At 69.7% G+C, this 24,560-nt stretch carries 22 protein-coding genes; 9 read left to right on the top strand and 13 right to left on the bottom strand.

Going from position 1 to position 24,560, the window contains the following annotated elements; all coding sequences use genetic code 11:
• Positions 1-2 precede the first annotated feature (2 nt).
• A complete protein-coding gene (locus tag GHC57_RS08495) occupies positions 3-566 on the bottom strand; it encodes an HNH endonuclease (RefSeq protein WP_170294765.1) in 564 nt (187 codons plus the stop codon).
• 204 nt (positions 567-770) lie between these two features.
• On the opposite strand from GHC57_RS08495, the gene gluQRS reads away from it, so the two are divergent.
• Positions 771-1,670 carry a tRNA glutamyl-Q(34) synthetase GluQRS gene (gene gluQRS / locus GHC57_RS08490; protein ID WP_153343158.1) on the top strand — a complete coding sequence of 300 codons (900 nt, stop codon included), beginning with the start codon at positions 771-773 and terminating at the stop codon, positions 1,668-1,670.
• 150 nt (positions 1,671-1,820) lie between these two features.
• Positions 1,821-2,672 (top strand): ferritin-like domain-containing protein, encoded by an 852-nt coding sequence (locus GHC57_RS08485; RefSeq protein ID WP_153343157.1) that lies wholly within the window; start codon positions 1,821-1,823, stop codon positions 2,670-2,672.
• Positions 2,673-2,706: 34 nt separating this feature from the next.
• Here the strand turns inward: GHC57_RS08485 and GHC57_RS08480 are convergent, their stop codons facing one another.
• Positions 2,707-3,105, bottom strand: a complete 399-nt coding sequence (locus tag GHC57_RS08480; protein WP_211369154.1) for a PilZ domain-containing protein — start codon at positions 3,103-3,105, stop codon at positions 2,707-2,709.
• A 336-nt stretch (positions 3,106-3,441) separates the two neighbouring features.
• Here GHC57_RS08480 and fliN point away from each other — a divergent pair, with 336 nt between their 5' ends.
• Positions 3,442-3,717 carry a flagellar motor switch protein FliN gene (fliN, locus tag GHC57_RS08475; protein WP_153343155.1) on the top strand — a complete coding sequence of 92 codons (276 nt, stop codon included), beginning with the start codon at positions 3,442-3,444 and terminating at the stop codon, positions 3,715-3,717.
• Positions 3,718-3,737: 20 nt separating this feature from the next.
• Entirely contained in the window at positions 3,738-4,406 is a 669-nt protein-coding gene (locus tag GHC57_RS08470; RefSeq protein WP_211369153.1) for a nucleoside/nucleotide kinase family protein, read from the top strand.
• Here GHC57_RS08470 and GHC57_RS08465 read toward each other — a convergent pair.
• The 7 genes from GHC57_RS08465 to GHC57_RS08435 all read right to left on the bottom strand — a co-directional run bounded on the left by GHC57_RS08465 (position 4,403) and on the right by GHC57_RS08435 (position 13,333).
• A complete protein-coding gene (locus GHC57_RS08465) occupies positions 4,403-5,863 on the bottom strand; it encodes a TrkH family potassium uptake protein (RefSeq protein WP_343031143.1) in 1,461 nt (486 codons plus the stop codon). The genes GHC57_RS08470 and GHC57_RS08465 overlap by 4 nt on opposite strands.
• 559 nt (positions 5,864-6,422) lie before the next feature.
• A complete protein-coding gene (locus GHC57_RS08460) occupies positions 6,423-7,361 on the bottom strand; it encodes a bacteriohemerythrin (RefSeq protein ID WP_153343153.1) in 939 nt (312 codons plus the stop codon).
• A 6-nt stretch (positions 7,362-7,367) separates the two neighbouring features.
• On the bottom strand, positions 7,368-9,287 hold the full coding sequence (ilvD, locus tag GHC57_RS08455) for a dihydroxy-acid dehydratase (RefSeq protein ID WP_153343152.1): 1,920 nt from the start codon (positions 9,285-9,287) through the stop codon (positions 7,368-7,370).
• A gap of 198 nt (positions 9,288-9,485) precedes the next feature.
• Positions 9,486-10,781 carry a citrate synthase gene (locus GHC57_RS08450; RefSeq protein WP_153343150.1) on the bottom strand — a complete coding sequence of 432 codons (1,296 nt, stop codon included), beginning with the start codon at positions 10,779-10,781 and terminating at the stop codon, positions 9,486-9,488.
• A 317-nt stretch (positions 10,782-11,098) separates the two neighbouring features.
• Positions 11,099-12,502: a glutamate--tRNA ligase gene (gene gltX / locus GHC57_RS08445; protein ID WP_153343148.1), complete on the bottom strand. Its 1,404-nt coding sequence runs from the start codon at positions 12,500-12,502 to the stop codon at positions 11,099-11,101.
• 181 nt (positions 12,503-12,683) lie between these two features.
• On the bottom strand, positions 12,684-12,914 hold the full coding sequence (locus GHC57_RS08440) for a hypothetical protein (protein WP_211369152.1): 231 nt from the start codon (positions 12,912-12,914) through the stop codon (positions 12,684-12,686).
• Entirely contained in the window at positions 12,911-13,333 is a 423-nt protein-coding gene (locus tag GHC57_RS08435) for a putative toxin-antitoxin system toxin component, PIN family (protein ID WP_153343146.1), read from the bottom strand. The genes GHC57_RS08440 and GHC57_RS08435 overlap by 4 nt, the downstream gene beginning before the upstream one ends.
• A gap of 130 nt (positions 13,334-13,463) precedes the next feature.
• Between GHC57_RS08435 and GHC57_RS08430 the strand changes: the two genes are divergently transcribed.
• Positions 13,464-15,656 carry a ComEC/Rec2 family competence protein gene (locus tag GHC57_RS08430; protein WP_170294764.1) on the top strand — a complete coding sequence of 731 codons (2,193 nt, stop codon included), beginning with the start codon at positions 13,464-13,466 and terminating at the stop codon, positions 15,654-15,656.
• Between the two features lie 325 nt (positions 15,657-15,981).
• On the opposite strand, the gene pufA is transcribed toward GHC57_RS08430, so the two are convergent.
• From pufA to GHC57_RS08415, 3 genes are all read right to left on the bottom strand, one after another.
• On the bottom strand, positions 15,982-16,143 hold the full coding sequence (gene pufA / locus GHC57_RS08425) for a light-harvesting protein (RefSeq protein WP_153343143.1): 162 nt from the start codon (positions 16,141-16,143) through the stop codon (positions 15,982-15,984).
• A gap of 71 nt (positions 16,144-16,214) precedes the next feature.
• Complete coding sequence (pufB, locus tag GHC57_RS08420) at positions 16,215-16,394, bottom strand: light-harvesting antenna LH1, beta subunit (RefSeq protein WP_153343141.1); 180 nt, start codon at positions 16,392-16,394, stop codon at positions 16,215-16,217.
• Between the two features lie 649 nt (positions 16,395-17,043).
• Positions 17,044-17,571, bottom strand: a complete 528-nt coding sequence (locus tag GHC57_RS08415; protein WP_153343139.1) for a DUF1178 family protein — start codon at positions 17,569-17,571, stop codon at positions 17,044-17,046.
• 257 nt (positions 17,572-17,828) lie between these two features.
• On the opposite strand from GHC57_RS08415, the gene cysK reads away from it, so the two are divergent.
• From cysK to GHC57_RS08400, 3 genes are all read left to right on the top strand, one after another.
• Positions 17,829-18,800 (top strand): cysteine synthase A, encoded by a 972-nt coding sequence (gene cysK, locus GHC57_RS08410; RefSeq protein ID WP_170294763.1) that lies wholly within the window; start codon positions 17,829-17,831, stop codon positions 18,798-18,800.
• A gap of 72 nt (positions 18,801-18,872) precedes the next feature.
• Complete coding sequence (locus tag GHC57_RS08405; protein WP_153343137.1) at positions 18,873-19,403, top strand: hypothetical protein; 531 nt, start codon at positions 18,873-18,875, stop codon at positions 19,401-19,403.
• A 24-nt stretch (positions 19,404-19,427) separates the two neighbouring features.
• Positions 19,428-20,489, top strand: a complete 1,062-nt coding sequence (locus GHC57_RS08400; RefSeq protein ID WP_153343135.1) for a hypothetical protein — start codon at positions 19,428-19,430, stop codon at positions 20,487-20,489.
• Here GHC57_RS08400 and GHC57_RS08395 read toward each other — a convergent pair.
• On the bottom strand, positions 20,465-20,875 hold the full coding sequence (locus GHC57_RS08395) for a bacteriohemerythrin (RefSeq protein WP_153343133.1): 411 nt from the start codon (positions 20,873-20,875) through the stop codon (positions 20,465-20,467). The two genes, GHC57_RS08400 and GHC57_RS08395, sit on opposite strands and share 25 nt — an antisense overlap.
• 725 nt (positions 20,876-21,600) lie before the next feature.
• On the opposite strand from GHC57_RS08395, the gene GHC57_RS08390 reads away from it, so the two are divergent.
• Complete coding sequence (locus GHC57_RS08390; protein ID WP_153343131.1) at positions 21,601-24,537, top strand: bifunctional diguanylate cyclase/phosphodiesterase; 2,937 nt, start codon at positions 21,601-21,603, stop codon at positions 24,535-24,537.
• The last annotated feature ends 23 nt before the right edge of the window (positions 24,538-24,560 follow it).

The following is a 24,560-nucleotide window of genomic DNA, read 5'->3' as shown; positions in this document are numbered from 1 at the left end:
CCCTACCAGGGGTCCAGTTCGGAGTCCCAGTACAGATAGTCGCGCCAGCTTTCATGCAGGTAGTTCGGCGGAAAGGCTCGGCCGACCTCCTGCAGCGCGAAGTGGTCCGGCGCGCGGGGCGGCGTCTTCAGCGGCATGGAGGCGGCGCGCGGCGTCCGGTTGGCCTTGCGCAGATTGCAGGCGCTGCAGGCGGTGACGACGTTGGTCCAGGTGGTGCGCCCACCCCACGAGCGCGGCACCACATGATCGAACGTCAGGTCATGCGTGGGGAAGCGCTGGCCGCAATACTGGCAGGTGAAGCGGTCGCGCAGGAACACGTTGAAGCGCGTGAAGGCGGGCATGCGGGCCGTCTTCACGAACTGCTTCAGCGAGATCACGCTGGGCAGGCGGATTTCCAGGCTGGGCGAGTGGATGACGCGGTCGTATTCGCAGACCACGTTGACGCGGTCGAGGAAGACGGCCTTGATCGCCTCCTGCCAGGGGACGAGCGACAGCGGGAAATAGCTGAGCGGACGATAGTCCGCGTTCAGGACCAGGGCAGGGGCATGGGGCGGCACCGACTCCACGACGCAGGGTCCTCCGGCTGGATGGCCGGCCGCCCGAAATCCGTCCCCGTCGCTGGTCCCCTTCTCGTCGTGGGGCCGATGCACGCCGCCGGACGCAGCCGGAGAGGGGCAGGTTCGGTCACGACCGCACCATTGCGGACTAGATGTAGACCGTTTACAGCAGTCCCGGACAAAAAACCATCACGATTTCATGACAGTTTCCCCATGGCCCTCACGGACTCTTGCGGATCTGGCGCCGATGCCCCCCCGGGCGAGCGCATCACCCGCTTTGCGCCCAGCCCCACCGGCCTGCTGCATCTGGGGCACGCCCACTCGGCCCTGTTCGCGGCCCGCCTGGCGGCGGCGGGGCCGGGCGGGCGATTCCTGGTGCGGATCGAGGACATCGACGCCGGCCGCTGCCGCCCCGAATACGAGGCCGCGATCCTGGAGGACCTGGCTTGGCTCGGCCTGACCTGGGAGACGCCGGTCCGGCGCCAGTCCGGGCACATGGACCACTATGCCGCCGCGCTCGATCGATTGCGGGCGGCGGGGCTGCTCTATCCCTGCTTCTGCACGCGCAAGGACATTCAGGCCGAGATCGCGGCCAGTCCCTCGGCGCCGCACGGCCCGGACGGGCCGCTGTACCCCGGCACCTGCCGCGCCCTGGACCCGGCTGACGTGGCCGACCGCCTGGCGGCGGGCGCGCCCCACGCCCTGCGCCTGGACATGGCGGCCGCGCTGGCCCGCGTGGGCGGCCCGCTGTCGTGGCACGACGCGGCGGCGGGCCCACAGGCGGCCCGGCCCGCCCTGTTCGGCGACGTGGTCCTGGCCCGCAAGGACATCCCCACCAGCTATCATCTGGCCGTCACGCTGGACGACGCGGCCCAGGGGATCACCCTGGTGACGCGCGGCCGGGATCTGTTCGAGGCCACGCACGTCCATCGCCTGCTGCAGGCGCTGCTGACCCTGCCGACGCCGGCCTATCACCACCATGGCCTGCTGACCGACGAGGCGGGCCGTCGTCTCGCCAAGCGCGACAATGCCCGCGCCCTGCGCACCCTGCGCGAGTCCGGCGTCAGCCCGGCCGAGGCGCGCGCTCTGGCGGGGCATCCGGACGCCTTCTAGCCCGGATCGCCACTCCAACGCTGCGGAATGGCCCGGGAACCCTTTGCCGGGCCGTGCGTCGATCCCTATATCATGCACCAAGCGGACCTCCGGGCGGCGGCTCTGCGCCGCCTCCATCACACCGGCCTTCCTTCCACAATGGTGGGGATCATGTCTCACTGGACACTCGACGATATCCCTTGGGATGCGTTCGATCCGTCGCGCGTGGACCCCGAGTTGACGCGGATCATCAAGGCGGCGGCGCTGACCGAACGCAACAGCGGACACTACTCCAAGTACCTGTGCAACGTCTTCCGGGACGACCCCGAGTTCTGCGCCAAGGCCGAAACCTGGGCGGAAGAGGAGGTGCGGCACGGCGATGCGCTCGGCCGGTGGGCGGAGCTGGCCGACCCCGATTTCGATTTCGAGGACGCCTTCGGGCGCTTCGTGAACGGCTACGTGATCCCGACCGAGGTCGAGGCCTCCATTCGCGGCTCCCGCAGCGGGGAGATGGTCGCCCGCTGCATCGTCGAGACCGGCACATCAAGCTTCTATTCCGCCCTGCGCGATGCGGTGGACGAGCCCGTGCTGAAAGAGATCTGTCGGCGCATCGCCGGGGACGAGTTCCGGCACTACAAGCTGTTCTACAGCACCCTGAAGCGCTACCTGGACCGCGAGAACATCTCGCGCCGGCGGCGGTTCCTGGTGGCCGTCTCCCGGATGCAGGAGAGCGAGGACGACGAGCTGGCCTTCGCCTACCACTGCGCCAACACGCCGGACCGGCCCTATGACCGCGCCGCCAGCAGCCGGGCCTATGCCGCGCGGGCCTTCCGGCACTACCGCTCGGGCCATATCGACCGGGGCAGCGCCATGGTGCTGAAGGCGGCCGGGCTGGCGCCGCACGGGCGGCTCGGCCGGCTGTTCGCCGGCGCGCTGTGGCGCTATCTGCGGTTCCGGCTGCGGCGTCTGGACGGCGAGATCCCCACCGCCAACGACACCGGGGCGCGTTCGGCCGCGGCTTAGTCCGAGCACCGATGTCCGAGCACTGATGCCCGGATCAGTGCCGGGTTTCGGCAAACGGGGAGTCCGCGGGGCCGGTCGGGTGCTCGTCGTGCGCGGCCTGCGAGATCAGCCGCTGTTCCAGGCGGTGCAGCAGGATCATCTGCCGCTGGTCGCTGAGGAGGAACCGGAACGCCACATGATCGTCCGCCACGCGGGCGACCCGCGCGGCGAACCGGCCCAGCGAGCGCACATAGATCACGGCCTCGTCACCCACCATCGGATGCAGCGACGTTTCGGCCGCCAGACCGGATCCCGACACGTTGCGCAACGGGCACTGCACATCGAACTGCGTTTCCAGGATCAACGTGGCGGTGTCGAACAACTGCCAGCGCGGGAACGCCCGGCGGTCATCGACCTGCACCGGGGATATACCGCGTTCGGAAGAGCCCTCCATCTCAGCCTCCTGTTCGGTCGTTTTGGTGTTGCCCAGGCCCCCTGGGGAATACTTGAGCATCAGAGTGCACCGTTCGGGCACTGGTGTACAGCGGATCGGCGATGCCGCTGCAGGTGGATGGCCCGCCCCGGGGCGGACGGGCGCGGGAGTCCGGCGGTTTCCGTGCTAATGGGACGTTAACTCTTTGCGGGGCATTCTGTTGCCGATCGTGCCGCGCAAAGAGGCGGCCCCCGGGCGGCCCCCGGGCGGCTATGGTGGAGCGTTCCGGCACGCCACCGAGTCGGCGCGTGATGCGCGCATTTTCCTTCCCACTGTCGCCAGGACGGGACTCCGGACATGGCCAGCGAGCCCAGCACCAAGGATCGCAAGCAGGCGGTCTACAACGTCCCGGTGGAAATCGCCGTGGTCCTCGGCAAGGCCAACCTGCGGGTCAACCAGCTTCTGAAGCTGGGGCGCGGCGCCGTGGTCGAACTGGAGCGCAAGACCAGCGAGCCGGTGGAGATCTTCGCCAACGACATCCTGGTGGCGCGCGGCGAAGTGGTCATTACCGAGGGCGACAAGATCGGCGTCACCCTGACCGAGCTGGTCAAGAGCTACAACCAGTTCCGCTGACCCGGCGGCCCCCTTCCCTCGTGACGGCCGCGCCCGAACCCCACCCGTCCGCGCTGGACCGCGTGGTCATGGCGATCCACGCCCTGCCCGCGCTGCGGGCGGCGGGACCCGCGCGCGTCGTGGTCGGCCTCGCCGGACCGCCGGCGGCGGGCAAGTCCACGCTGGCGGCGGCCCTGGTGGCGCGCCTGAACGCCGCGCCCGAGGGTCCGGCCGCGCCGGCGACCCTGCTCCCCATGGACGGTTTCCACCTGGACAACGCGGTGCTGCGGGCGCGCGGGCTGCTGGCCCGCAAGGGCGCGCCTCAGACCTTCGACGCCGACGGGCTGCTCCACCTGCTGCGGCGGGCGCGGGCGCCCGGGGGCGGCGTGGTGCATCCGGTGTTCGACCGGGCGCGCGATCTGGCCGTGGCGGGCGCCGGGGTCATCGATCCGGCCGTCCGGGTGGTGGTGGTGGAGGGCAACTATCTGCTGCTCGACCGGCCGCCCTGGCGGGACCTGCGGGCGCTGATGGACCTGACGGTGATGCTGCGGGCGGACCCGGATGTGCTGCGCGCGCGTCTGCTGGCGCGCTGGCGGGGCCACGGCCTCGCGCCGGAGGCCGCGCGCCGCCGGGCGGAGGACAACGACCTGCCCAACGCCCGCACGGAGATCGCCGACAGCGCCCCGGCGGACCTGGAGGTGGCGGACTAGTCCCGCCAGAAGCGGGGCACGAACAGCACCAGCACCGTGAACAGCTCCAGCCGGCCGAGCAGCATCCCGGCCGACAGCAGCCACTTGGCGGAATCCGGCAGGGTGGAGAAGTTGCCCGCCGGTCCGATCACGTCGCCCAGCCCCGGCCCCACGTTCGAAATCGCCGTGGCCGCGCCCGAGACCGCCGTCACGTAGTCGAGGCCCGTCATGCCCAGCAGCATGGCCAGGAAGGTGACCGACAGGGCGTACATGAAAAAGAACGCCATGACGGCCTCGGCCACGCCCTCCTGGATCGGCTTCTTGTTGTAGTGCGGGATGAACACGCCGTGAGGCTGCAACAGGCGGCGCAACTGGATCGCGGCCATCGCCCCCAGGATCTGGAACCGGAACACCTTGATCCCGCACGACGTGGACCCCGCGCAGCCGCCCACGAACGTCAGGCAGAACAGCACGGCCACCGGCGCGCCGCCCACCACGCCGCCCCACTGCCAGTAGTCGGCCGTGGCGTAGCCGGTGCCGGTCATGACCGAGACCGTGTTGAAGGCCGCGTAGCGAAACGCATTGAGGGCGTCCATCCCGCCGTCCCGCCACAGCCACCAGGCGACCACGGCGACCGAGGCGACCAAGGTCCCCAGGAACCAGTGCACCTGAGTATCCCGGAGAAGCGACATTATTCTGCCCCGCACCACCTTGACGAAGAGCAGGAAGGGAATGGCGCCAACGATCATACCCCCGACGATGATCCAGTCCACGGCCGCCGAGCGGAAATGCCCCACCGAGGCGTCTTTCGTCGAATAGCCGCCGGTCGAAATGGTGGTCATGGCATGAACCACGGCATCCAGGGGCGCCATGCCGGCCCAGTACAGGAAGAGGCCCCAGATCAGCGTAAGAGCAATGTAGATCCCGACCAGCCAACTGGCGAGACTGGCTGCGCGGGGCACCACCTTTTCCTGGGTTTCGAACGCCTCGACCTTGAACATCTGCATGCCGCCGACGCGCAGCATGGGCAGCACGGTCAGCGCCATGATGACGATCCCGAGGCCGCCCAGCCATTGCAGCACGCCGCGCCACAGCAGCAGGCCGGGCGGCATCAGGTCCAGCCCGGTCATGACGGTCGAGCCGGTCGTGGTGATGCCCGACATCGCCTCGAAATAGGCGTCGGTGTAGCTGGTGTCCGGGTTGGCCAGCAGGAACGGCACGGCCGCGAAGGCGGGCAGCAGCACCCAGCTCAGCGTCGTCATCAGGAAGGCCTGGCGGATGGAGAACCGAAGCTGCGCGGCCCGGTTGGCCAGGATCAGCAAGACGCCGATGAACAGCGTCAGCCCACCGGAGATGACGAACACCATCCAGTCCGGGTTGTCGTGGACATAGTCCACGAACGCCGGGACGGTCATGCCCAGCGCCAGGATGGACAGCAGGAAGCCGATGACCAGAAGGATCGGGCGATGGTCGAGCACGCAGGAACCCCCGGCGGACGGACGCGCCCGCCCGGGCGGCGGGACCGACGCTCACCATTGCCCCAACTCGGGCGGGAACGCAACCGGCTGGACGGGCGGGAGCAGGGCTCCGCACCGGGAGTGCCGTTCCGTGACACGGTGGAAGGGACCCCACCTCACGAGATCCTTCGGTCGCCGCAAAGGCGCGCGACCATCGGACCGATGATCGCGGGGGCTCCCTCGGGATGCCCCCCTAAAATTGAAATGCGTCATCCTGAGCCGCCATCGGCGGCGAAGGATCTCGGGCGGTGACACGACCCATGACACCCCTGTCGTCCGAGTTCGGTGCCCCGGCGGGCGGGAGCGGGCTCCCGGGCTCACGGCAACAGGACGGCGCGTTCCGTGCCGTCAGAGCCCGCCTCTCGAGATCCCTCGTCTCGCTTCGCTCGCTCGGGATGACGCACCACAATTAAAAGATGTAACCCTGAAGCCGCGAAGCGGCTGAAGGACCTCGAGCGCAGGTCTCCGACCCGCTGCAAAGACCTGGAAGAGCGATGCCGTTCCCCTGCCGGCCCCCGGACTACTCCGACGCGGGCGTTGCCTGCCGGGCGGCGATGGCCGCCGCCACCGCCAGGGTCAGGCCGCGCGCCGTGATCGGCTTTTCCAGGAAGGTGTCCACGCCGGCGGCGTGGGCGGTGTCCTCGAAGCCGGGTTCGCTGTAGCCCGAGATCATCACGACCGGCGCGTCCACGCCCTTGGCGCGGGCCCGGCGCACGAACTCCAGCCCGTCCATGCCGTGCATGCGCCAGTCCACCAGCATCAGCCCGGGCGGCTCCCCGGCATCCAGCGCGGCCAGCCCCTGGCTGGCGTCCTCCACCAGGGTGATGGCCGGGCAGCCCAGACCCTTGAGGATGGTGCGCAGGATGATCCGGAAGTTCGGGTTGTCGTCCACCACCAGCGCCGAGAGGGTGCGGAACGGCACCTCGATGCCGGGCGGCCCCAACGTCGGATCGCTGGCGACGGGATCCGGCTTCGCCGTGGGTTCCTGCGATCCCCGCGCCGGCGGCGCCCCGGCGGGGCTGGCGAGCGAGACGGCGTCCACGGCCTTCACCGCGTCCGGCGCCGCCATGACGTCGGCGCGGTAGCGGAAGTCCTGCTTCAGGATGTGGTCGATCAGCCAGCGGCGCAGGAACTCCATCACCTCCCGCGCGCTCACGGTGGTGGGTTCCGAGGCGTAGCGGGTGCGGATTTCACGCACCCGGGTGGTCAGGGCGGCGTGCATGTCCCGGTGGGCATCCACGTCCCGATAGTTGGCGGCCTGCATCAGCCGTTCCTCGCGCGCGAAATGGAACGCGGTGTAGTCGATCAGCGCGTTCAGCACGCTGCCCAGGGTGGCGGGCTCCTCCTCGGCGCCCATGCAGTCGTGCGCCTGGTTGAGCAGGTCCACAAGCATCTTGTGATCCCGGTCCACCACCTCGATGCCGGTTTCCAGGTCGCTGGTCCAGTTCAGATAGGCCATGGGGTCTCAAGCCTCCTGCGTCGCGGCGGTGGTTCCGGCAGTCATCGGGGCCTCGGGCGCGCCCGCGTTCGGGCCGCCCGGCTCCACCTGCGAGACGTCGCGCACCGCGCCCATGTCGGCGCTGGTGGTGAGCGCCGCATAGGCCCTGAGCGCCGGCGACACCACGCGCCGGCGGTCCAGCGGCCGCCAGGCCGCCGCACCCCGGGCCTCCATGGCGGCGCGGCGGCGCTTCAGTTCGGCCGCGTCCACGCGCACGCCGATGGTGCGCGCCGGAATGTCGATGTCGATGATGTCGCCCGGTTCCACCAGCGCCAGCCCGCCGCCGGCCGCCGCCTCGGGCGAGCAGTGACCGATGGACAGGCCGGACGTGCCGCCGGAGAAGCGGCCGTCGGTGACCAGGGCGCAGTCCTTGCCCAGGCCCATCGACTTCAGGTAGCTGGTCGGATACAGCATCTCCTGCATCCCGGGGCCGCCCTTGGGGCCCTCGTAGCGGATGACGACCACATCGCCCTTCGTCACCTCACCGCCCAGGATCTTGGCCACGGCCTCGTCCTGACTCTCGCAGATCACGGCGGGGCCGGAGAAGCGCAGGATGGACTCGTCCACGCCGGCGGTCTTCACGATGCAGCCGCGCTCGGCGATGTTGCCGAACAGCACGGCCAGACCGCCATCCTTCGAGAACGCGTGCGCGCCGTCGCGGATGACGCCGCCGGTCCGGTCCACGTCCAGTTCGGTGTACATGCGGCTTTGCGAGAACGCCTCGGTCGTGCGCACCCCGCCGGGGGCGGCGCGGTAGAAGTCGCGCACGGTCTGGTCATGGGTCTGCACCACGTCCCACTGGGCCAGCGCCTCGGCCATGGTGGCGGCGTGCACCGTGGGCACCGAGGTGTCGAGCAGTCCGGCGCGGTCCAGCTCGCCCAGGATGCCCATGATGCCGCCGGCGCGGTGGACATCCTCCATGTGGACGTTCTGGATCGCGGGCGCGACCTTGCACAGGTTGGGCGTCTCGCGCGACAGCCGGTCGATGTCGGCCATGGTGAAGGGGATTTCGCCCTCGCGCGCCGCCGCCAGCAGGTGCAGGACCGTGTTGGTGGACCCGCCCATGGCGATGTCCAGGCGCATGGCGTTCTCGAACGAGGCGAATCCGGCCACATGGCGGGGCAGCACGCTGGCGTCGTCGTTCTCGTACCAGCGCCGACACAGGTCCACGACGCGGCGGCCGGCCTCCAGGAACAGCGCCTTGCGGTTGGCGTGGGTGGCCAGGGTGGAGCCGTTGCCCGGCAGCGACAGGCCCAGCGCCTCGGTCAGGCAGTTCATCGAGTTGGCCGTGAACATGCCCGAGCACGACCCGCAGGTGGGGCAGGCGGACCGCTCGTAGGCCTCCACCTCCGCGTCGGTGGCGGTCGGGTTGGCGGCATGAACCATCGCGTCCACCAGATCGACGGCCCGTTCCACGCCCTCCAGGATGACCTTGCCGGCCTCCATCGGGCCACCCGAGACGAACACCGTCGGCACGTTCAGCCGCATGGCGGCCATCAGCATGCCCGGGGTGATCTTGTCGCAGTTGGAGATGCACACCAGCGCATCCGCGCAGTGGGCGTTGACCATGTATTCGACCGCATCGGCGATGATCTCGCGCGACGGCAGGCTGTAGAGCATGCCGCCGTGGCCCATGGCGATGCCGTCGTCCACGGCGATGGTGTTGAATTCCTTGGCGACGCCGCCCGAGGCCTCGATCTCGCGGCACACCAGTTGGCCCAGGTCCTTCAGGTGGACGTGTCCGGGCACGAACTGGGTGAAGGAGTTGGCCACCGCCACGATCGGCTTGCCGAAGTCGGCATCCGTCATGCCGGTGGCGCGCCACAGACCGCGCGCGCCGGCCATGTTGCGGCCGTGGGTGGTGGTGCGGGACCGAAGCTCTGGCATGTTCAGGACCTCCCTGCGGCGGCCCGCGCGGAACGCGGACCGTGCCTCTTTTCTGACCGTCGGGAGGAACTCTTACCGCAGCCCCAGGGTGGGACGATAGCCCCAATCGCGCGGATCCGCGCGGGCGCCCGCCGGACACGACACCGCCCCGGAGACGTCCTCGATCTCCGGGGCGGGGGGTCGGGCCTGCGGTCGGGCCTAGCGCTTGTCGAAGGGCACGAAGTCGCGCTGGGTCGCGCCGGTGAACAACTGGCGCGGCCGGCCGATCTTCTGCGCCGGGTCGGTAATCATCTCGTTCCACTGCGCCACCCAGCCGGTGGTGCGGGCAATGGCGAAGATGGCCGTGAACATCGAAGTGGGGATGCCCATGGCCCGGAAGATGATGCCGGAGTAGAAGTCGACGTTGGGATACAGCTTCTTTTCGACGAAGTAGTCGTCTTCCAGCGCGATCTTCTCCAGCTCCATGGCCACGTCCAGAAGCGGATCCTTGACGCCCAGTTCCTCCAGCACCTCGTGGCAGGTCTGCGCCATGATCTTCGCGCGCGGGTCATAGTTCTTGTAGACCCGGTGGCCGAAGCCCATCAGGCGGAACGAATCGTCCTTGTTCTTGGCGCGCTGGACGCACTCGTTGACCCGGTCCACGGAGCCGATCTCGTTCAGCATGTTCAGCACCGCCTCGTTGGCGCCGCCGTGGGCCGGACCCCACAGCGAGGCGATGCCGGCCGCGATGCAGGCGAACGGGTTGGCCCCGGACGAGCCGGTCAGGCGCACCGTCGAGGTGGAGGCGTTCTGCTCGTGATCGGCGTGCAGGATCAGGATGCGGTCCATGGCCTTGGCGAGCACCGGATTGACCACGTAGTCCTCGCAGGGGACCGCGAACATCATCTGCAACAGGTCGCTGGCGTAGCGCAGATTGTTGCGCGGGTACATCAGCGGCTGACCCATGGAGTACTTGTAGGCCCAGGCGCCGATGGTCGGCATCTTGGCGATCAGCCGGTGCGAGGCGATCATCCGGTGGTGCGGGTCGGTGATGTCGGTGCTGTCGTGGTAGAATGCGGCCAGACCGCCCACGATGCCGCACATGACCGCCATCGGGTGGGCGTCGCGGCGGAAGCCTTCCAGGAACTTGTGGATCTGCTCGTGCACCATGGTGTGCATGGTGATGGCGTTCTCGAAGGTCTCGAATTCCTGCCGGTTCGGCAGTTCGCCGTGCAGCAGCAGGTAAGCCACCTCCAGGAACGAGCAGTTCTGGGCCAGGTCCTGGATGGCGTAGCCCCGGTGCAGCAGGATGCCCTGGTCGCCGTCGATGTAGGTGATGGCGGACTCGCAACTTCCCGTCGAGGTGTAGCCGGGATCATAGGTGAACATCCCGGTCTCGGCGTAGAACTTGCGGATGTCCACCACGCTGGGGCCCACGCTGCCGTCGATGATCGGAAGCTCGTAGGACGCGCCGGTGCGGTTGTCGGTCACGGTGACGGTGTTTTTCTGCGTCATGGGGACTTGTCCTTTCTCCTCAGCAGACCCCCGCGATCCAACCCCTCTCCGGCGCGGCGCCCCGGGGCAGCCCCCCTCGGGGCCCCAGGGCGCCGGCCGCCCAATCGCGGGCACGAACGATTATTGCCGTCTTTTAGAACGTTTCCGGTCTGCGGGATACACCCCACGACCGCTTGAAATAAAAATTCTTGATCCGGCGGATCAGACCGGCTGACCAAAAGGGTGACCTTTTTGTCGGCCGGCCGGCCCGACTGGGCCGGCGCCGCGAAGCGGCGGAGGCGATGAACCAGACGAGTCCGGTGCATCGCCGGTCAGACTCAGACGTTGGCCGTCTGGTTCAGGCCGTCGTCCAGCCGCCCCAGGGTTTCCGCCCGGCCCAGGATCTCCATGACCTCGAAGATCGGCGGCGAGACGGTGCTGCCGGTCAGGGCCGCCCGCAAGGGCTGGGCGACCTTGCCCAGCTTGAGGCCCGACTCCTCGGCGGCGGCGCGGGCGTCCGCCTCCAGGGCCTCGCGGTCCCACGGCTCCAGCGCGGCCAGCCGCGCGCGCAGCTGGGCCAGGGTCGCCGCGCCGTCGCCCGAGACCTGCTTGAGCGCCTTGTCGTCCAGAACCAGCGGGCGCGGCCGCACATAGAATGCCGCACTTTCGGCCAGATCCACCAGGGTCTTGGCGCGCTCCTTCAGACCGGCCATGCCCACCAGCAGGCGGCGATGCCCCTCTTCGTTCACGGTGTGGCCGAGGCGGCCCGCGACCAGATCCACCAGCCGGGCGTCGTCGGCGTGGCGCAGCCAATGCCCGTTGAGCGCCGTCAGCTTGACCAGATCGAAGCGGGCGGCCGACCGCCCCACGCCGTCCAGGTCGAACCAGTCCACGGCCTGGGCATCGTTGATGATCTCGTCGTCGCCATGGCCCCAGCCCAGGCGCAAAAGATAATTGCGCATGGCCTCCGGCAGGAATCCCATGTCGCGATAGGCCTCGGTGCCCAGCGCGCCGTGCCGCTTGGACAGCTTGGCGCCGTCCGGGCCGTGGATCAGCGGGATGTGGGCGAAGGTCGGCGGTTCCCACCCGATCAGCCGATAAAGCTGCGACTGCCGGAAGGCGTTGGTCAGGTGGTCGTCGCCCCGGATCACGTGCGTGATGCCCATGTCATGGTCGTCCACCACCACCGAGAGCATGTACGTCGGCGTGCCGTCGGAGCGCAGCAGGATCATGTCGTCGAGCTGGTCGTTGGCGACGGTCACCCGACCCTGCACCTGGTCCTCGATCACGGTTTCGCCCTCGCGCGGGGCCTTCATGCGGATGACGGGTTTGACGCCCTCCGGCGCCTCCGCCGGGTCGCGGTCGCGCCAGCGGCCGTCATAGCGCATGGGCTGCCCGGCGGCCTTCTGGGCCTCGCGCATGGCCGCCAACTCCTCCTGCGAGGCATAGCAGCGGTACGCCTTGCCCTCCGCCAGCAGGGCCTCGGCCACCTCGGCATGACGGGCGGCGCGGCTGAACTGGAACAGGGGCTCGTCGTCCCAGTCCAGGCCGAGCCAGCGCAGGCCCTCGAAGATGGCCTCCACCGCCTCGGGGGTGGAGCGCTGGCGGTCGGTGTCCTCGATGCGCAGCAGGAACCGGCCGCCGTGATGGCGGGCGAACAGCCAGTTGAACAGCGCCGTGCGGGCGCCGCCGATGTGCAGGAAGCCCGTGGGAGAGGGCGCGAATCGGGTGACGACGGTCATGGGGCCTCGACGGTGCGTCGGTCGGAAGGAATCAGGCGAATCCACGCGGGGCGCGCAGCCATGCGGTGCGCGCTGGGACCCGGCGGGGGCTTTCTGTACCATATGCCGACGTCGGGCGCAGCAGTGTGGGGAGGGGGCGTCCGGATAGGGACGTGGCGTGGGACGATCCGGTGGGCCGGGATCACGCCTCGCCGGCAGCATCGCGCGCTCGGGCCAACAGGCGGAGGCCCTCGGCCGCCCGTCCGGCCCCACGCATCGCCCGGGCCTGGAACCGCGCTTCCGCGTCGGCCTCGGCCAGCATCTCCGTCGCCATGTCGTCGATCAGGCGGTCGATCGAGGTCCCGCGCCGTCGGGCTAGGTCTTCCAGGCGTTGGCGGGTTCCGTCGGACACGTGGATGGTCATGGCCGTCACGGCGCGAACTCCTTCAGAAAGACCTCAGGCAGACCAATCCACAGGTCTGGGAGGCGAAGGTCCGGGTTGGAGAAATCCTTCACCTTTCGTGTGACAATGTATCGTGCGCCGCCCGCAATCGCGAGGTCCACGAGGTGGTTGTCGGCTTCGTCCTTCAGGTTTGGACGCCACAGAAAATTGATGCGCACCCATTGGGCTGACGCAAGCAGGATATCCAATAGGTCTGCCCTTTGGCCGGCATCCAGGGGAGCCGCGCGGAAAACGTCCTCGCGCCCCAGCAAGCTCTCGTACTCGGCCAACAGTGCGGAGCCCATCAGCGGTGTCAGTGTCCCGGTCAGGCACCGCCCAAGAACATCGTTCGATGGTCCAGACCCGAGGCAGGCGGCAACGAAAACATTCGTGTCAATGACGATGCGCATGTCCCGAGGATAATCGAAGCCTCCGTTTGTGGCAGCAACGAGATACGCACGGTTGGGTGCAAGTCGGCACGGTCAGCCGACGCCCATGCTATGCTGCCGGCCTGGGTGTGCCATCAAAGGGCGTGTGTGCATGATCCCCCGCCGGCCCAACCGATCGTCCCGCGCCGTCGCGGCCCCCTCCCCCTGGGTCGCGATGCCGGACTGGACGGCCCTGTCCCGCTGGCTGGCCGAGACCCTGGAGGCCGAGCGGGTGCGCTGGCCGCTGTGGCTGCCGGTGGCGGTGGGGCTGGGGGTCGCGCTTTATTTCGCCTCGCCCGAGGAACCGCCGCGCTGGACCGGGGCGGCGATGGCCGCCGGCGTGCTGGTGCTGATCGCGGTGGCGCGCCGGGCCGCCTGGATCACGGCGCTGCTGCTGGCGCTGGGCGCGGCCACGGTGGGCTTCGTCGCCGCGCAGGAGCGCGCCCACACCGTCGCCGCCCCGGTGCTGGCGGAGCGCATCGGGCCGATCGCCGTCTCCGGCCGGGTCATCGAGGTGGAGGCCCGCGCCAACGGCGGCCACCGCGTGACCCTGGACAGGGTGGCCCTCGCCGGCTGGTCCCGCGACGGCACGCCGGCCCGCGTGCGAGTCACCGCCACCCGGGGTGACGCCCCTGTGCCGGGCGCCTGGGTCTCGGTGCGGGCGATTCTCTCGCCGCCGCCCCGGCCCGCCGCGCCGGGCGCGTTCCAGTTCCCGCGCCGGGCCTGGTTCGAGCGCCTGGGGGCCGTCGGCTTCAGCGTCGGCGCCTGGGCGGCGGTGGGGACCCCCGTGCCGCCGCCGAGTCTGACCGATCGGCTGTCCGCCCTGGCCCAGCAGGCGCGGCAGACGGTGGCGGCGCGCTTCCGCGACGGCCTGCCGGGCGAAACGGGGGCGCTGGCCGCCGCGCTGGCGACCGGCGACCGGGGCGGCGTGCCCGAGTCGGTGCTGGAGTCGTTCCGGGGCGCGGGGCTGGCGCACCTGCTGGCCATATCCGGCCTGCACATGTCCATGATCGCGGGGCTGCTGTTCGTGGGCGGCCGGGCCGGACTGGCGCTGATCCCCGCGCTGGCCGGGCGCTGGGACCTGAAGAAGCCCTGCGCCGTGTTCGCGCTGGCGGGGACCGCCGTCTATCTGATGCTGTCCGGGGCCAACGTCCCGGCGCAGCGGGCGTTCATGATGACCGCGCTGGTGCTGGTGGCCGTGCTGCTGAACCGCACCGCGATCTCGCCGCGCATGGTGGCCTGGGCGGCGGTCGCCGTGATGGCGACCCAGCCGCAGGCGCTGCTGGGGCCGAGCTTCCAGATGTCGTTCGCGGCCGTGCTGGCGCTGGTCGCCACCTGGGAGGCCGCCGCGCCCCGTCTGGGGGCCTGGCGGACGCGTGGCGGCGGCGCAGGCGCGGGCGCGGGCCGATGGCTGGGGCGAATGGTGCTGCTCTATCTGGGCGGTGTGCTGTTGACCAGTCTGGTCGCGGGACTGGCGACGCTGCCCTTCGCGGCCGCTCACTTCAACCGAGTCGCGGTCTACGGACTGGCGGCGAACATGCTGGCGGTGCCGGTCATGGGCCTGTGGGTCATGCCCTGGCTGCTGGCGGCGCTGCTGCTCGCGCCGCTGCGCCTGGAGGGACTCGCGCTGGCGCCCCTCGGCTGGGGCCTGGACGCCATCGCGGCCGTGGCCGCCGCCGTCGCGGGTTGGCCGGGCGCGCACCCGCTGGTGCCGGCGGCGCCCGTGTGGGGTCTGGCGGCGCTGGTGCTGGGCGGCCTGTGGCTGTGCCTGTGGCGGCGGCCGTGGCGAGTCCTGGGGGTGTTCGGCATCGCCGTCGGAATCGCGAGTCCCTGGGCGCGGCCGGGCCCGGACCTGCTGGTGAACGAGTCGGGCCGATTGGTGGCGGTGCGGGCGGCGGACGGCGGCCTGCTGCTGTCGCCAGGGCGGGCGGACGGATTCGCGCGCGACCTGTGGGTGGAGCGGGCCGGCGGCGCCAGCGCGGAGTCGTGGCCGGAGCCGGGCCGGGCCACGGCGGACGACGGGCTGCGGTGCGATCCGCGCGGCTGCGTGCTGGTGCGGGCGGGCGTGATGGTGGCCGTCGCCTGGCATCGGGCGGCGCTGGCCGAGGACTGCGGGCGGGCGGACGTGATCGTGACTCCGCTGCCGGCCCCGGCGTCCTGCGGCACCCGCGCGCGGGTGATCGACCGGAGCGCCCTGGCGGCGGGCGGGGCCCACGCTCTGTGGCTGACCGAAGGGCGGGTGCGGGTGGAAACCGTGGCCGACCACGAGGGGCGGCGTCTCTGGTCACCGGACCAGTCTTACTGATGGGCGATCAGCCGGAGACGGTCGGCTGATCGCGTCCGCCGCAGTGTGGCGCGGTGTGGCGCGGTGTGGCGCGGGCGCGGTCGGGCGGGGATCAGGCCCGAGGCCGGGGCGGTCCCGTGGCCCGCGGGGCATCGGGCGGGTCTCCCTGCCTCCCGAACGGGAGAGGGCAAAGAGAGGAGAGTCTTGAGAACAGGCGGCCCAAACAGAGATATCGCCCGGTGCGGCAGACGCCGCCGGGCGATATCATCAGACGGTCCGAAGACCGTTAATCTGGTCGACCGGGCCCATGGGGTCAGCCACCCCATGGACGCCGGTGCAAACCGGATCAGCCCATCCAGGCAGTCGCGTAACGGTCGGAACCGAACAGGACGGCCAGATGGATCACGATGCCCAGGACGAACATGGCGATGAAGGTGGCAACGAAGCCTTCCTTCGGGGACACGATCTGCCAGAAGCGCCAGTCTTCGTTAAAGAAGTTCGGAAGCATCAGCTTTCTCCACGGTCTGTAGTGTTTGGCTAGGTCAGGTTACTGGATGATAAGAACGGAAGATCCGCTTATCAGCCGGCGGCCGGATACCAGGGCATCCACGCCCAGACCAGGAAGTGAGCCAGCAGGCAGATCGCGAAGAAGACCTGGCCGCCACGCTGGAACATGGCGTGGAAAGCCTTCGCTTCGTCGTCGGTCAGGCCGGTACGGTTCAGGTTCTTGTAGTTCGTCACGGCAGGTGCATCAGCCATTGTATTTCCCCTCAGCAAAGATGGATCCTACAATCCGATCTGGATTGCGGTGAATGGTTCGCCCGATGTCCCTGTTTGGGTACCCCGTCCCCCCCGAGGGAGAGAAGCGAGCGGCCCGGGATCAACAAGCGATCTCCACAACCCGAGTGCTGTTTTCACACATTGCCGCCGGAGTGTCAACACAGGTTTTCACATGACCTGTCATATTCCGTTGACACCCCGGCCCCGCGATCCCCTTTTCGGGCATCCCATGGTCGGGCGCAATCCCAGGGGGCTCCCGATGGGCCATAGGACCCCCCTCGACTCCGGCATTACCGATTTGTAATGGGGCGGACGGGGCCCCGTTAGCGGCGGGGTGTCACGGTAAAGGGGTTCGGGTCTTCCAGAACCGCGCGACTCCCGATCCGGACGCCTCCGTCAGCAGGAGCCCCCATCGGGACCACAGCGCGGCGCCACGGTACACCGTTCCCTGTCTTCCTCCTCGGACTCAGCCACGTCCAGCACCTCTCAGCGACCGGCGGCGCGATACCCTCGCGCCGCCGGTTTTCGTTTCTGGGGCTGAGCGGCCGGCTTTCGTCCCGATCCCGACGGCCTCCGACGATGACCGTTGGGACGAAACCGGACGCGGCCGATTCGTCGTCGATCAGGATTACGCGTTCGTGCGCCGGCTCCACGGCAGGCTGGCGAAGGCGATTCCCTCGTCTCGCAGGGATTCGGCCTCATCGGCCGTCGCCTCGCCGCGAATCGCGCGTGGATCCGTCTCGCCGTAGTGGATGCGCCGCGCCTCTTCGGCGAACCGATCACCCACATCGTCACAGGTGCGCTCGACGAAGGCCCGAAGGGCGCGCAGGTCCGCCGCCGGCTCTGATCCGTCGCCCGGGCTGCCGGTCAAGGGTACGGGCGCCTGTTCCGGCCCCGCGTCCGCCGAATCGGACCCGGCGGGGAGCGACTCCGCCGGACCCGACGCATCCGGGACCGGGGGACTCGCCGACGGTTCGGACCGCGCCCCGTGATGCCGTGCCAGTCGCGGCGCCATGATGGCCTTTTCCACGCCCCGACTCTCGCAGACGGGACAGGTGACCGCACCGGCCTCGGCCTGACGATCGTAGGCCGCCGCATCCCGGAACCAGGCCTCGAACGTGTGTCCGCCATCGCATCGCAGGGCATACAAAATCATGACACCGCCTTTTGACGACTCCGTCTCCGCCGGAGGGCGGAACCCCTCCGCTGGTCTGGTTCCAGCGTAGCACAGGCGCCCATCCATCGCAGGGCGAATCGGCGCGGGCCGGTCCCTCGGGGCGCCGGGCGCATCGGTGCGGGCGACGGAATCGGACCGCCGGACCGCGGACCCCCTTTTCATCGCCGCCCGCGTCGCCTAAATACAAGCCCAACACGCATTGAAAAAAGTTTCACGTGTTTGATATGGAGAACATCATGGACGCGACCGCCCCCACCGCCGGCACGGAGTTCCGCGGCCGGGTCTACGACAGCATCACCGACACCATCGGCGCCACGCCGCTGGTGCGCCTGAAGCGCTTCGGCGAGGCCCACGGCGCCAAGGCCGACATCCTGGGCAAGTGCGAGTTCTTCAACCCGCTGGCCTCGGTCAAGGACCGCATCGGTCTGGCGATGATCGAGGCCGCCGAGGCCGACGGCCGCATCAAGCCCGGTGCGACCCTGGTCGAGCCCACGTCGGGCAACACCGGCATCGCGCTGGCCTTCGTGTGCGCGGCCAAGGGCTATCGCCTGATCCTGACCATGCCGGAGAGCATGTCGGTGGAACGCCGCAAGATGCTGCGCCTGCTGGGCGCCGAGCTGGACCTCACCCCGCCGGCCCAGGGCATGAACGGCGCGGTGACGCGCGCCCGCGAGCTGGTGGACAGCATTCCCGGCGCGATCATGCTGCAGCAGTTCGAGAACCCGGCGAACCCCGAGATCCACCGCAACACCACCGCCGAGGAAATCTGGACCGACACCGACGGCGCCGTGGATGTGGTGATCTCGGGCATCGGCACCGGCGGCACCATCACCGGCGTGGGCGAGGTGCTGAAGGCCCGGAAAGCGTCGGTCCGCATGGTCGCCGTGGAGCCCGAGGACAGCCCGCTGCTGTCGGGCGGCAAGCCCGGCCCGCACAAGATCCAGGGCATCGGGGCCAACTTCGTGCCCGGCATCCTGAACACCGGCATCTATGACGAGGTGATCGGCATCGGCAACGAGACCGCCTTCGCCACCGCCCGCGAGGTCGCGAAACTGGAAGGGCTGCCCGTGGGCATCTCGTCCGGCGCGGCGCTGGCGGCGGCGGCGGAGGTGGCCGCGCGCGACGACATGGCCGGCAAGCAGATCGTGGTCATCCTGCCGTCCTTCGCCGAACGGTACCTGTCCACGCCGCTGTTCGAGGGCTTGTAATCCCCACCCGACCGCCGTTGTGCGACCGGACCGTTCGCCCTACCTTCAAGGGGAGGGCCGAGAGCGGGCGCCATGTGGCGTCCGCATCCGGCGGCCCGCGAGCAGGGGCGGCCGACCATGCGCAGCTTCGACTATTTCGGCACCTATCTGGACACCACCCGCCAGCTCACCGAGCAGAAACGGGGCCGCCGCGCGGCCGGCGCCCGGAAGGCCCCCGGGGGCAATGCGGTGAATGATTTCCTCGAGTCCATGGCGCGGACCCTGGGCGAAGGCGGGGTGCGCCCGACCCCCGAGGTGGCGCCGGGCAACGCCGCCGAGGCCCAGGCCGCGCCGCCACCGCCGCCGACACCGCCGCTGCCCGGTCCCGCGCAGGCGGCCGGGGCCCGACCGACCGATCTGGTGCTGGCCGCCCTGGCCGAGGGCCACGCGGATGCCGCCGCCCTGGTGCAGGCCACCGGGCTGGATGTGGACACCCTGCTGCCGACGCTCAAGGATCAGGTGTTCCTGGGCACCGTGCAGCCGCTCACCGACGAGGACGGCACCCGGCGCTTCCGGTTGACCGACACGGGCGCACGCATCGTGGCGGCCCACGCCGGCGACTGAGCCGAACCCGACGGAGGCAACGCCATGGCGGATCCGGTTGCGTTCGCCTGGCTCGATCCGGCGCTGGCGGGGCTGCTGGGCGCCGCCGTCGGCACCACCGAACTGATGGCCCGCTACCGCGCCGCGCCCCTGCTCGCCCTGTGGACGGCCAGCGCGGCGCTCTACATGGCGGTCAATGCGCTGGCCTCGGTGGCGGCCTGGTATGCGCTCACCACCTGGTTTCCCGACGTGACGGCCGGCGCCGGCCTGGAGGGGCGGGCGGGCGACATCCTGCTGGCCGGCCTGTCGGCCATGGCCTTCCTGCGCACGGCCCTGGTCTCGGTCCGGGTCAACGACACCGACGTGCCCGTGGGGCCGAGTTTCATTCTGCAGACCATCACCGGATTCGCCGACCGGGCCACCGACCGGCGGCTCGCCGCCCAGCGCGCCGAGGACATCGACCGCATCATGGCTGGCATCGACTTCGCGCGCGCCCGCACGGGGCTGGTGCCGTACTGTTTCACGCTGATGCAGAACGTGGGACCGGCCGAACAGCACGAGATCGCCACCCAGCTTGCCAGCCTGGAGAAGGACGAAACCGCCGAGGCCATCAAGGTGCGCACCCTTGGCCTGCTGCTGATGAACATCGTCGGCCGCAAGGCGCTGCGCACGGCGGTGGACAATCTGCGGGGGGCGCTGGGCCGCGACGACTCGGGGACGGACGAGAGCCTGGGCGATCCCGACGACGCCAGCCCGGCGGCCCGCGCGGCGTTCGTGCGCCGGGCCATGGGCGGCATGCCCTTCGCCACCGCCAGCGGCCCGTTCGTCATCTACTGCCTCGCCATGGCGCAGGACGTGGACGAGGAGACCCAGCGCCAGGTGTCCCGCACCATCGCCAGCCTGGGCGCGCGGGACATGGCGGACTGGGTCAAGGTGCAGGTGCTGGGCCTGGCTCTGGTCCAGGCGGTCGGCGCGGAGGTGCTGGGGGCCGCCGCCGTCTCGCTGCGGCGGGGCTCGCCGCCCCCGGGTGGCGGCCCGTCGGGTGGTGGCCCGTCGGGTGGTGGAGCAGGCTCGGCGGAGGGTCAGGCCGACTCCTTGACCATGTAGGGCCGGTAGCGCATGTCCTCCTGGAGGATATGGCGCGTCAGCCACTCCGAGAGGAACTCGAACAGCGGCACCGCGTCGGCGGCCGTGCCGGGGGCGGTGAGGAACTTCTGTTCGAAGCTGACGATGCGCCGCCGCAGGTCGGTGTGGGCCCGCAGGTGTTCGTCCAGCCCCGGATAGCGGGCCAGGCGCATCATCCGTTCCTCGCTGGCGAAGTGGTATGTGGTGTAGCGCACCAGCTCGTGCACGAGTCCGGGCAGCGCAGCCTCCGACTCCGTACCCTGTATGATCGCGTCGAGCTGGTTCAGCAGCCCGATCAGGCGCTGGTGATCGGAGTCGAGAGCCTCCACGCCAACACTCATCCGGTCGGTCCATTCGATCAGGGGCATGGTGCGTTCCGATGAAGCGGTCGCGGGGGCGGGCCGGCCATCCGCCCGGTCGCGGCCTGGGGCCAGATCACTGGTGACTGTCGCGCGTCGGCAACGGTCGGCCAGCGATGGACCCGTTGGAAATGATGGGGCGTTGCGAATGCGCAATGCGTCCGACCATAGTGATATGGCGTATACACGATACGAGGGCTCGGGGGAATGCGCCCGTGGCACGCCGCCCGCGACGCGCGGGCGATTCGTCCCGCTGGGGCGTGGCGCACGGTGGGCCGGGGGCCGACAGTGGGCCGGGGGCCGACAGTGGGCCGGGGGCCGACCGTGGGCCGGGTCGCCTCGGACTGCGGGCGCGCGCGGGCCGCTCGAACCCCTGATGTGCTCAAACTTTTTGCAGTGCAGCATAGAAAGAAGGCACTGATATTTTTTAATTTTCCCCTTTACAGCCGCGTCCGGCTGGGTCATATTTCGCATTGCAGCACGGGGTCCCTTCGCGCCGCGAAGCCGTGTTGTGTATCTTGGACGTTTCCTCCCTAAACTTGGGCCGTGCTTCTGCGCGGCCCCTTTTTTTTGTGGCATCGCCCCGTCGCCGCGCCCTCCACCGCGCCCCCCAGAACAATCGCCCAGTCGTGACGCCGGGATGAATGCGGTAGAGTATCCTCAATCGGCCTGGGGGATCAGTGCGCACGCCTGCAGACAAAACGGGTGTACGACAACGACCGGATGGGGGGGGCATGTACCGTCACCAGATCAGCCTGATCGGCCGCCTGCCGATTGCTGCCTTTGTTCTCGACGTCCACCATCGCGTCGTCCACTGGAACCAAGCCTGCGCCGAGCTGACCGGCGTGCCGCCCGACACCGTGGCCGGAACACGGGATCACCGCCGCGTCTTCCATCCCGAGGCCCGGCCGCTGCTGGCCGATCTGGTGCTGGCGGAGGCCGCCGGGACAGGCATCACGCCGGTGTTTCCCGACACGCACTGGCCCTCGTCCATCCCTGGCGCCTACGACTCCGAGGGCTACTATCCCGCCCTGCCCCAGGGGGGCCGGTGGCTGTCCGGGGCGGCGGCCCCCCTGCACGACGACGCGGGGGCCCTCGTGGGGGCCGTCCAGACGCTGGTGGACATCACCGCCCACAAGATCCCGGCCATGGAGCGCGAGGCCAGCCAGCGCCTGCTGACCGAGATCATCCAGGGCAACCCGGTGCCGACCTTCGTGATCGACGCCGAACACCGGGTCACGCACTGGAACCGGGCCTGCGAGATCATCATGGGCATCCCGGCCGAAGAGATGATCGGCACCCGGGACCAGTGGCGCGCCTTCTATGGCCACCCGCGTCCGGTGATGGCCGACCTGATCCTGGACCAGGCCCGCTGCGCCGACTACGACCGCTACTATGGCCGCTACACGGCCTCGTCGTTCATCGAGGGCGCCTTCGAGGCCGAGGATTACTTCCCCCATTTCCCCGGCGGCGGACGCTGGCTGTTCTTCACGGCGGCGCCGCTGCACGGCCTGGACGGCGAGTTGATCGGGGCCATCGAGACCCTGCAGGACACCACGGAGCGGCGCCGGGCCCAGGAGGCCCAGGCGGAGAGTCAGCGCCTGCTGGCCGAGGAGAAGTACAAGACCCTGTTCAACGAGATGATCAACGGCTTCGCGCTGCACGAGATCATCCTGGACGACGCCGGCCACCCGGTGGACTACCGCTTCCTGGCCGTCAACCCGGCCTTCGAGGCCATGACGGGCCTGCGCGCCGACGATCTCATCGGGCGCTGCGTGCGGGAGGTGCTGCCCGGCACCGAGAGGGCCTGGATCGAGCGCTATGGCCGGGTCGCCCTGACCGGCGAACCCGATGCCTTCGAGATGCACAGCCAGGACATCGACAAGGCGTTCGAGGTGCGGGCGTTCCGACCCGCGCCCGGGCAGTTCGCCGTGACCTTCCAGGACGTCACCGACCGCAAGAAGGCCGAGGTGCGCCTGCAACTGCTGGCCAGCGTGTTCGAGAACACCCAGGAAGGCATCGTCATCACCGACCCCGACAATGTGATCCTGGAGGTCAACGACGCCTTCGTGCGCATCACCGGCTACCACCGCGACGAGCTGGTGGGCCGAACGCCCTCCCTGCTCAAGTCGGGGCACCACGGGCCGGAGTTCTACAGCGCCATGTGGATGGCCCTGCGCGAGGAGGGCCTGTGGCGCGGCGAGGTCTGGAACCGGCGCAAGTGCGGCGAGGTCTTTCCGGAGCAACTGACCATCTCGGCGGTGCTGGACGGCTGCGGCCATCCCTCGCACTACGTGGGCGTCGGGGTCGATATCACCGCCGTGAAGCGGCACGAGGCGGAGCTGGACCGCATCGCCCATTACGACGCCCTGACGGGGTTGCCGAACCGGGTGCTGCTCAATGACCGTCTGAAGCTGTCCCTCGCCCGCGCCCAGCGCGAACACAGTGTGCTGGCGGTGTGTTTCCTGGACGTGGACGGCTTCAAGCCGGTCAACGACACCCACGGCCACGGCGCCGGCGATGAACTGCTGGTGGAACTGGCCGACCGATTCCGCGACGCCCTGCGCGGCAACGACACGGTGGCCCGCCTGGGCGGCGACGAGTTCATCATTCTGCTGGCCGACCTGCAGGACCAGACCGCCTGCATCCGCATCCTGCAACGCATCCTGGCCACCGTCAGCCGCCCGTTCTCCATCGAGGGCCATCAGGTCACGGTGACCGCCAGCATCGGCGTCACGCTGTATCCGGCGCGGGCGACCGACACGGACACCCTGCTTCGGCAGGCCGATCAGGCCATGTACAAGTCCAAGCAGCTCGGCAAGAACACCTACTTCTTCTACGACGACAACCAGGACGCGGTCATCGTCGAGCAGCAGCGCATGATCAAGCGCATCCAGCGCGCGCTGACCGACGACGAACTGGTGGTCCACTACCAGCCCAAGGTGAACATGCGCACCGGCCGGGTGGTCGGCGCCGAGGCCCTGGTCCGCTGGCACCACCCCGAACGCGGCCTGCTGCCGCCCGGCGAGTTCCTGCCGCTGATCGAGGATCAGGACGTGATGGTGGCCCTGGGGGACTGGGTCATCGGCGAGGTCCTGCGCCAGATGGAGATGTGGCGCCGGATCGGCCTGGATGTGGCGGTCAGCGTCAATGTCGCGCCGCGCCACCTGCAGAGCGCCAACTTCGTCACCCGCCTGGAGGAGCACCTGCGCACGGCCGGACGGCTGCACGAATTCTGTCTGGAGATGGAGATCACCGAAACCGCCGCCATCAACGATCTGCGCCTGATCACCAAGCTGATCGACGCCTGCCGGGCGCTGGGTGTGCACGCCGCGCTGGACGACTTCGGCACCGGGTATTCGTCGCTGACCTATCTCAAGCTGCTGCCGGTCCACACCCTGAAGATCGACAAGTCGTTCATCCTGGACATGGTCCGCGAGGCCGAGGATCACGCCATCGTCTCCGGCGTCATCGGTCTGGCGCGGGCCTTCGACCTGACCGTCATCGCCGAGGGCGTGGAGACCACCGAACAGGGGGTGATGCTGCTCGCGCTCGGCTGCGAGTTGGCCCAGGGGTTCGGCATCGCGCCCCCCATGCCGGCCGACCGCTTTCCCCAGTGGGCGGCGCAATGGACGCCGGACCGCGCCTGGACCGGGGCGCGGGGGGGGTGATGCCGCGCCCCCGGCGGGGTACC

Source organism: Roseospira navarrensis (assembly GCF_009601025.1).
GTDB classification, from domain to species: Bacteria; Pseudomonadota; Alphaproteobacteria; order Rhodospirillales; family Rhodospirillaceae; genus Rhodospira; species Rhodospira navarrensis.
Note: the sequence above shows the minus strand (reverse complement) of the source record. Positions and strands in the feature narration are given on the sequence as shown.

Coding starts and splice junctions, on each gene's coding strand:
- gluQRS (WP_153343158.1), top strand. CDS start 771: ATGGCCCTCACGGACTCTTGCGGATCTGGCGCCGATGCCCCCCCGGGC.
- GHC57_RS08485 (WP_153343157.1), top strand. CDS start 1,821: ATGTCTCACTGGACACTCGACGATATCCCTTGGGATGCGTTCGATCCG.
- GHC57_RS08480 (WP_211369154.1), bottom strand. CDS start 3,105: ATGGAGGGCTCTTCCGAACGCGGTATATCCCCGGTGCAGGTCGATGAC.
- fliN (WP_153343155.1), top strand. CDS start 3,442: ATGGCCAGCGAGCCCAGCACCAAGGATCGCAAGCAGGCGGTCTACAAC.
- GHC57_RS08460 (WP_153343153.1), bottom strand. CDS start 7,361: ATGGCCTATCTGAACTGGACCAGCGACCTGGAAACCGGCATCGAGGTG.
- ilvD (WP_153343152.1), bottom strand. CDS start 9,287: ATGCCAGAGCTTCGGTCCCGCACCACCACCCACGGCCGCAACATGGCC.
- GHC57_RS08450 (WP_153343150.1), bottom strand. CDS start 10,781: ATGACGCAGAAAAACACCGTCACCGTGACCGACAACCGCACCGGCGCG.
- gltX (WP_153343148.1), bottom strand. CDS start 12,502: ATGACCGTCGTCACCCGATTCGCGCCCTCTCCCACGGGCTTCCTGCAC.
- GHC57_RS08435 (WP_153343146.1), bottom strand. CDS start 13,333: ATGCGCATCGTCATTGACACGAATGTTTTCGTTGCCGCCTGCCTCGGG.
- GHC57_RS08430 (WP_170294764.1), top strand. CDS start 13,464: ATGATCCCCCGCCGGCCCAACCGATCGTCCCGCGCCGTCGCGGCCCCC.
- pufA (WP_153343143.1), bottom strand. CDS start 16,143: ATGCTTCCGAACTTCTTTAACGAAGACTGGCGCTTCTGGCAGATCGTG.
- pufB (WP_153343141.1), bottom strand. CDS start 16,394: ATGGCTGATGCACCTGCCGTGACGAACTACAAGAACCTGAACCGTACC.
- GHC57_RS08415 (WP_153343139.1), bottom strand. CDS start 17,571: ATGATTTTGTATGCCCTGCGATGCGATGGCGGACACACGTTCGAGGCC.
- cysK (WP_170294763.1), top strand. CDS start 17,829: ATGGACGCGACCGCCCCCACCGCCGGCACGGAGTTCCGCGGCCGGGTC.
- GHC57_RS08405 (WP_153343137.1), top strand. CDS start 18,873: ATGTGGCGTCCGCATCCGGCGGCCCGCGAGCAGGGGCGGCCGACCATG.
- GHC57_RS08400 (WP_153343135.1), top strand. CDS start 19,428: ATGGCGGATCCGGTTGCGTTCGCCTGGCTCGATCCGGCGCTGGCGGGG.
- GHC57_RS08395 (WP_153343133.1), bottom strand. CDS start 20,875: ATGCCCCTGATCGAATGGACCGACCGGATGAGTGTTGGCGTGGAGGCT.
- GHC57_RS08390 (WP_153343131.1), top strand. CDS start 21,601: ATGTACCGTCACCAGATCAGCCTGATCGGCCGCCTGCCGATTGCTGCC.